The sequence below is a fragment of the Paraburkholderia sp. SIMBA_054 genome (assembly GCF_046534875.1).
Taxonomy (GTDB): Bacteria; Pseudomonadota; Gammaproteobacteria; order Burkholderiales; family Burkholderiaceae; genus Paraburkholderia; species Paraburkholderia hospita.
On record NZ_JAWRXV010001862.1, the window covers coordinates 1 to 230 of the forward strand.

Here is a 230-nt window from a genome sequence, read left to right on the forward strand (position 1 = left end):
CAGCGCGCCAGAACCTGCGCCATGTTTCATGTTGCAGGCCTTCAATAATCGCCGCAAGCACGAATGCACCGAACACCTGGAACACGACCGAAATGACGGCATAAAGCATGTTGTTCAAGATCGCCGTCCAGATCACCGGATCGTCTTGCAGACGTCGATAATTATCCAGACCGACAAAGGCAGTTTCGCCAGTAAAAATATCCTGATTTGTCGTGCTGACGATAAAGTTG

General features: G+C 50.0%; 1 pseudogene. It reads right to left on the minus strand.

The features are described from left to right. A pseudogene (locus SB822_RS61500) lies at positions 1 to 230 on the minus strand (sugar ABC transporter permease); the annotation flags it as partial.